The sequence below is a fragment of the Kamptonema animale CS-326 genome, from assembly GCF_028330895.1.
Lineage (GTDB): Bacteria > Cyanobacteriota > Cyanobacteriia > Cyanobacteriales > Microcoleaceae > Kamptonema > Kamptonema formosum.
The window spans coordinates 1-6,828 of sequence record NZ_JAQMUA010000464.1; the positions used below are offsets into that span (position 1 = coordinate 1).

The following is a 6,828-nucleotide window of genomic DNA, read 5'->3' on the forward strand; positions in this document are numbered from 1 at the left end:
ACATAGGTTTAAAGGTCAGATAAAGTGGTATAATAGAAAAATTCCTTGCGACTTTCTATCGATTTTAGAGAAAATAGCAATCAGGGCGCTGTTTTTGATTATATCCGACAATCCATCAAGTTATTTATTTTTCAGTCCTAAGGCATGAGTTTGAGTTAATCCCCCATTATTTGCAAGGGGAGAAAGTACCGTACTAATGAGTCCAGAAACAGTAATATCGCTGGCAACTGTGGGAAAATTACCTGCACTTCCGCTTTGTCCCACTAAGTTATTACCGTTGGAGGTAAATGTACCTGAGTTTCTTACTTCTGTATTCGTAGTGGCAGTATTACCTCCAACAATACTGTTACTAACTGTCGCCGTACTCGTGGCACTAGCATTGGAGATTCCGCCAGCATTACTAGCTGAATTATAAGCGATCGTGTTGTTGGCGAGCGTTAATGTAGTTGTGCCTGTGTTATAGATACCGCCACCGTTGTTAGTAGCTGTGTTACCAGAGATCGTACTATTAGTTACAGTCATCGACCCTGTATTCCGAATGCCGCCACCGTTGGGTGCTGTGTTGCCACTAATCGTACTGTTAGCGATCGTTACTGTGCCGTTTGAAATGTTGGAGATGCCACCGCCTCTAAAGTTGGAGGTGTTGTTGGAGATCGTACTATTAGTTACTGTCAGCGTCGCTGTAGCATAAGCATTGTAAAGACCACCACCGTTGCTAGAAGTGCTATTACCAGTAATCGTGCTGTTGCTGACGGTGGCGATACCTCTGTTGTCAATGCCGCCGCCACCAGCATTATTAGCGTGGTTGTTTGTAACTGTACTGTTAATTACTCTCAGCGTACCGCTGGGGTTGTAAATCCCAGCGCCATTTTGGTTAGCTGTATTGCCAGAAATTGTGCTGTTAGTGACGGTGACATTGCTATTGTTGTGGATGAAAATGCCGCCACCTTTGCCATTAGGAAACGTACCCGATGCGGTACCATTACTGACAGTGCTGTTGTTTAAAGTTAAGGTACTACCGCCTGTCACCGAGATATTTGCGCCGCTACCAGTAACGCTTCCCTGAGTAATAGTCATGTCACTAATGTTGACTGTTACCCCCGATCCAGAAATACCGAATACCCGCACGGCATTATTGCCACTAACGCTTAAATTGCTCGCACCAGGCCCATCAATACTTAGTGAATCGGTAATGCTTAGACTGCTGGCAAGAGTTATTGTGCCACTGACTCCCGTAAAGTAGATCGCATCCGTACCAGCAGTGTTATTGGCTGCTACAATTGCCTCTCGCAAGCTGATTTTGCCGTCAGCGCCGGGACTAGCAATTAGGTTCGCGATGCTGCTGGTAGTTCCATCTACTAAGTCGTTGGTTGTTGTGACGCTAACTGTTGCCATAGTTACTCCTCAGCGATTCAGGTTGTAGAATTATGGGCGCGATCGCCATTCTCGTACTGATATCCTCAAAATATATTGTGCTAATGCCGGAAACGATATGAATCTCGTTAACCTGGGCGTTAATTTAACGTGAGTTCGATGGCGTGCCATCGCCTCAAGCTTGGCTGACGCTCACGGGCTTTGCCACAAGCTATAAGTTCCTCATCTTAATTGAAATTAGCGATGAAGGTAAAACGTTTATTTAACACCCTTGAAATTTGAGTTTATTCAAAATGATAAACTGGTTGTTCAAGATCATACAATGATGGCTTTTCTGGTTGATAAGTATAAGCAATCATTCCGGCTACTAAATTCACCATAAAATTAGCTACACTTCGATGTCTTGTATGTTCGATTTGACATAAATTTTTCAATTGATCGTTCACCGATTCAATGATACCTCTTTTTCTTAATTTCATTTTGTCTGACCACAACATTAGCTTATTTTTCATGTTTTTCTTCAGCCTAGTTATCAGTTGTAAGCCTTGAGCATGTAATTGCCTAAATAATTTTTCGGAAATATATCCCTTGTCTCCAAAAAGTTTGCCCACAATTCCTTCGCTTAATTCTGGGACTACTTTTCGGTCATCAACATTGGCGGGGGTGACTTGAAAATTTAAAATTTCCCCGTAATCGTTGATGATTAAATGTAACTTAAATCCGAAATAAAAACCCATTGAGCTTTTGCCCCATTCAGCTAGACTAGCAAAGACTTTGTGACTATTTGCTCGGTTTTTATGACAGACTTTTAAGGCGGTAGAATCAATAAAGCTTGTTCCAGTCAGCTCTCCTTTACAACAATATTCAAAGTAACAACATAGTGCTAATAAAGCATAAGACATTAATTCTACAAAACGATTATAACTAACCAAATTAGGCATGGCTTTCGACCAATAGGGCATTACTTGTAAGCAGTAAAAGTCTTTAAATGTTCGGTAACGTGAACCATGAAATCCGATCAATATTGTCATGATTTCACTTAAAGTCAAGCGTGTTTTGGGTCGGCTTTGACCCACCACTTCTGGTAACAACATTTGTGCTAATAATGGTTCAAATAATTGACAAAAGTCATCCACGTCACAAAAAACTTCGGTCATGTCTAAGTGTGATGCTCTGCGCTCCATAAAAGCCTCCCTAATTGTCTAATATTTGCTGGTTAGATCTCTACTTTCGCACGCGGACTTCGCTCGATCATAGTTTTATCTGTGATGTGAATGTAACTTTTGGGCTAGCGGTCGCCAGTCCAAAAGTCCCTTGTTCGTGGCGATCGCCAGTCCAAAAGTCCCTTGTTCGTGGCGATCGCCAGCCCAAAAGTCCCTTGTTCGTGGCGATCGCCAGCCCAAAAGTCCCTTGTTCGTGGCGATCGCACTCCATCGAACTCACGTTAATTTATTGCACTATAATATTTATAACTTGCTGCTGCTTAGTTGGGCTAGTCAAAATGTGAAAGATTTGTTTAGCAAAATATCTAAAGGTTTTTTCTGAAAATACTGCTGGAATTAAGTCAACTTAACATTTAGACTATTTTTTAATTTATCACCAAAATATTTAATGCTTCAGCAACGCGATTAAGCACTTCCACCCAATCTCGCGATCGCGATTGCCGATATAGTCGCATGGTAGGATACCAAGGAGTATCGTTTCTTTCTAACATCCACCGCCAATCTGGACTATAGCAAAGTAAAGTCCAAACTGGCTTACCTAATGCACCGGCTAAATGAGCAACGGAAGTATCCACAGTAATTACTAAATCTAGTTGTGCGATCGCTCTTGCCGTATCTCCATAATCTCTCAGATAATAACTTAAATCGCAGACATTAAATTCTTGCAATTTTGCTAAATCCGTCGGCTTAGTAACTTTTTGCAAGCTAAATAAATTAACATTTTTTATATTCAAAATAGGCACAAAATCATCTAATTCACAAGAACGATTGCGATCGTTTTTATGAGTAGGACTACCACACCAAACAATTCCTACTTTTAATTTGTTAGACCCAGATGAATGCAGGATTGGGAAAACAACGTTTTGCTCTCTTGCTTCTAAATAGGGAATTTGATCGGGGATTGTATCTAAAGTTGTACCCAGAATATGAGGTAAGCTCATTAAGGGAGCATAAACATCAAACTCTGATGTCGCAATATCTCCCGGCGGAATCATTTTATCAATATGAGGAATGGTAGCAAATAATGGCATTAAATCGGGAATGCAAACTAAAATAATGCGACAGCTACTTTCAGCCACTAGGGGAATATAGCGAATAAATTGAATTGCATCTCCCGAACCTTGTTCGGTATGAATCAGAATAGTTTTACCGCTTAAATCGCTACCATCCCATAAAGGTTGAGGACAAATAAATGGTGTAAAGTTATTCGTTTGCCAACGCCACTCACTTTCGGCAAAGCCTTGGGTATATTCTCCCATTTGTAATAAAGCCATGCCTAAATTAAAATGTGCATCAGGAAATTGATAGCAAATATCAATAGCTTTTTGGTAGTATTCTATTGCTTGATTTAATCTATGTTGATGCTGGGAAATTATACCCAAATTATTGTAAGCTTCTGCATGATTGGTATCTGTCACAATTACTTGTTCTAATTCTAGAATCGCCTCTTCCCATTGTTCTTGTTCTAAATAAACTACTCCCAAGTTATACCGTGCCATCAAATAATCTGGCTTAAGTTCTAGGCATTTTTGGTATTGCTGCATTGCAGCTTCCAGGTTGCCTTGATTGTAGGCATCATTGCCCAAATTAAGTAAATATTCGGCATCTTCTGGTTGTAGAATTTTCTCAGTTATTTCTACTTCTTGAAGTGCTGCATCTGGTAAAATATAGGTCGCACCTAAGAGTTTATCGTCCCAGTTAATAACTTCGGGAAATAGAAACCCTGGAATAATCCCAATGGCAAATATTTCTTGTACGCCACCTTCAAATCTTAAGAAAGCAATAATTTCACCAGTGTTAATATTGACTACCCACACGCCACAATTACGTTCTGTGAGACTTTTAGTAATTGGCAATCCACTAAAAACGGCGGTTTCTCTAATTTGTGAAAGTCCAATAAAGGCTAAATTTTCCCAGAAAGCTAAACCGCGAGTGAAACCGGGAACTTGAGCAACTGTGGTTAAATTTCCCGAATTTAAGTCAACTTTAGCTAAACTACCATTGCCTGATTCTAATACCCAAAGTTCCTCCCGATACCAGCGGGGAGAATGAGGCATAGATAAACCACGACAGATGATTTCATTACTGGGAATATCGATAAGAATCCCCCCATTTGCCTTGTTTTTTCGCCAACCTGCGGCTTCATTTGTTTCTCCTAATGCTGTAATATATTGTGGTCGATCGTTGCGGATGCTTAAACCGTTAAGATGACAGCGATCGCTTAGATCGTAAGCATTAATAAAACTGGGTCGCCATCGGGGTACAAAACTATTAATTTTATCTAATGTACACAAACAGGAAAAACGGGTATTAATAAACCAAAGTTCATCATTAACATAAGCCATTTCATGAATGTCAATATCCCCAGTAATATGAGTGCGGCGAGGGAGATAACAAGCATCATGTTTGCCAAGGGGTTCTAGCTTTGCCGCGACTGCTGGGACATTGCGAAGTTCGATAATTTGGTAAGCAGTACCAATGGCTAATTTTTCGCGATCGACGGCTAAACCCATTGGGCGATCGAATGTTCTAAAATGGGTATTTATGGTATTATTGTCGGCACGCAAAACGATTAACTTGCCTGCTTGGTAAGTGGAAACAACCAGAGAAATGCCGAGTTGAATTAAAATATCGGGGAAATTAGTGGTGTGGACGCTGGTTAACGGGATATCTTGGGTATTCATTTGTAAAAATATAGATATTGCCATCGTTTAAGCTTAAACGATTGCACTTTTATTTGCTCTTTAGATTACCATAAAAGCCGCCGATGTTATCAAACTCTTACTCATCCCGGTCATAACAGCTAATTGTTCTCCTGTCAAGAGATTATTGATAATTATTCCTCGCTCAATTTGAGTTACTTCTAGCTGGCTAAAACTCAAACTACCAGTTAATCCAATCCGATCTCGGTCAACCGTAAAATCACCAATAGTATCAAATCCATGACCAGCTTTTAAAACAAAGATATCATTACCGCTACCGCCAATCAAACTATCATTCCCCAAATCTCCATAAAGGAAATCGTCACCTTTACCACCAGTGAGAGTATCGTTATCTTCACCTCCGTACAGGGTATCATTACCTTCACACCCTCCCAGAATATCGTCTTGTTCATTACCACTGATTAGATCGTTACCTACACCGCCACAGATAGTATCTGAACTTAAGTTTCCAAATAGGTAGTCATTCCCTTCACTACCAAGAATTGTATCGTTACCTTTACCTCCATATAAAGAGTCATTTTCTTTGCCGCCATCGATAAAATCATTATCTTTATTCCCCAGGATGATGTCATCACTTTCGCCGCCATTCAGAGAGTCTGAACCTTTACCTCCGAAGATTAAATCCTTGCCACGATCGCCAAGAATTATATCGTTATCTTCGTCTCCTAATAGGAGGTCATCGCCATTACCTCCACTGATAAAGTCATTGCCAAAATTGCCATTAAAAATGTCGTTGCTATCGCCGCCATATAAGTTATCATCTCCGGATTTAGCATCGAATCTATTGCTAGCATTACTACCTAAAAATTCGTCATTTTGTTCAGTACCTATTGAAATATCCGCTCTACCAAGTATGGAATTTTCAACTGAATTAGGTTGGTTTAAGTTGGGATAGGTAATTTGGTCACAGATGCAGTCATCCTTGGGAATGTTATTAGTTATTGGTGTGGGAGTTGGAGTTACTGATGGTGTTGGGGTTGGTATTGGAGTTGGAGTTACTGATGGTGTTAGCGTTGGTATTGGAGTTGGAGTTAATGATAGTGTTGGTGTCGGTATTGGTGTTGGTATTGGAGTTATTGATGATGTTGGTATTGGTGTTGGTATTGGTGTTGGTATTGGAGTTGGAGTTACTGATGGTATTGGCGTGGGAATTGGTGTCGGAGTTACTGATGGTATTGGTGTCGGAATTGGTGTCGGAGTGGGAATTGGTGATGGAATTGGTGATGGAATTACCGATGGAATTGGCGTGGGAATTGGTGTCGGAGTTACTGATGGAATTGGTGTTGGCGTGGGAATTGGCGTGGGAATTGGCGTGGGTATTGGTGTGGGTATTGGTGTGGGTGTTGGCGTTGGTGTTGCTATATCGTTATCAGTAATATTGGCTGTTACCGGGGTAATGGCAATTGCATTGTAGTTAGTATCGGTGCTAGTTGCTGCGTAACTAATTGTGCTAGTATGATTGCCTTCAACGAGGCTATCATCTACGGCTGTAACGGTGACTGTTTGTG

At 40.7% G+C, this 6,828-nt stretch carries 5 protein-coding genes; all 5 read right to left on the bottom strand.

Translation table 11 applies throughout. The features are described 5' to 3' along the window. Positions 1 to 120: 120 nt before the first annotated feature. Positions 121 to 1,395, bottom strand: coding sequence for a beta strand repeat-containing protein (locus PN499_RS27205; RefSeq protein ID WP_272036457.1), 1,275 nt, complete (start codon positions 1,393 to 1,395; stop codon positions 121 to 123). Positions 1,396 to 1,658: 263 nt separating this feature from the next. Next, on the bottom strand, positions 1,659 to 2,558 hold the full coding sequence (locus tag PN499_RS27210; protein WP_272036459.1) for an IS982 family transposase: 900 nt from the start codon (positions 2,556 to 2,558) through the stop codon (positions 1,659 to 1,661). A 67-nt stretch (positions 2,559 to 2,625) separates the two neighbouring features. After that, on the bottom strand, positions 2,626 to 2,817 hold the full coding sequence (locus tag PN499_RS27215; protein ID WP_272036461.1) for a hypothetical protein: 192 nt from the start codon (positions 2,815 to 2,817) through the stop codon (positions 2,626 to 2,628). A gap of 145 nt (positions 2,818 to 2,962) precedes the next feature. Further along, positions 2,963 to 5,305 (bottom strand): TIGR03032 family protein, encoded by a 2,343-nt coding sequence (locus PN499_RS27220; protein ID WP_272036463.1) that lies wholly within the window; start codon positions 5,303 to 5,305, stop codon positions 2,963 to 2,965. A 36-nt stretch (positions 5,306 to 5,341) separates the two neighbouring features. Then, a partial coding sequence (locus PN499_RS27225; protein WP_272036465.1) for a calcium-binding protein occupies positions 5,342 to 6,828 on the bottom strand: 1,487 nt, incomplete at its 5' end.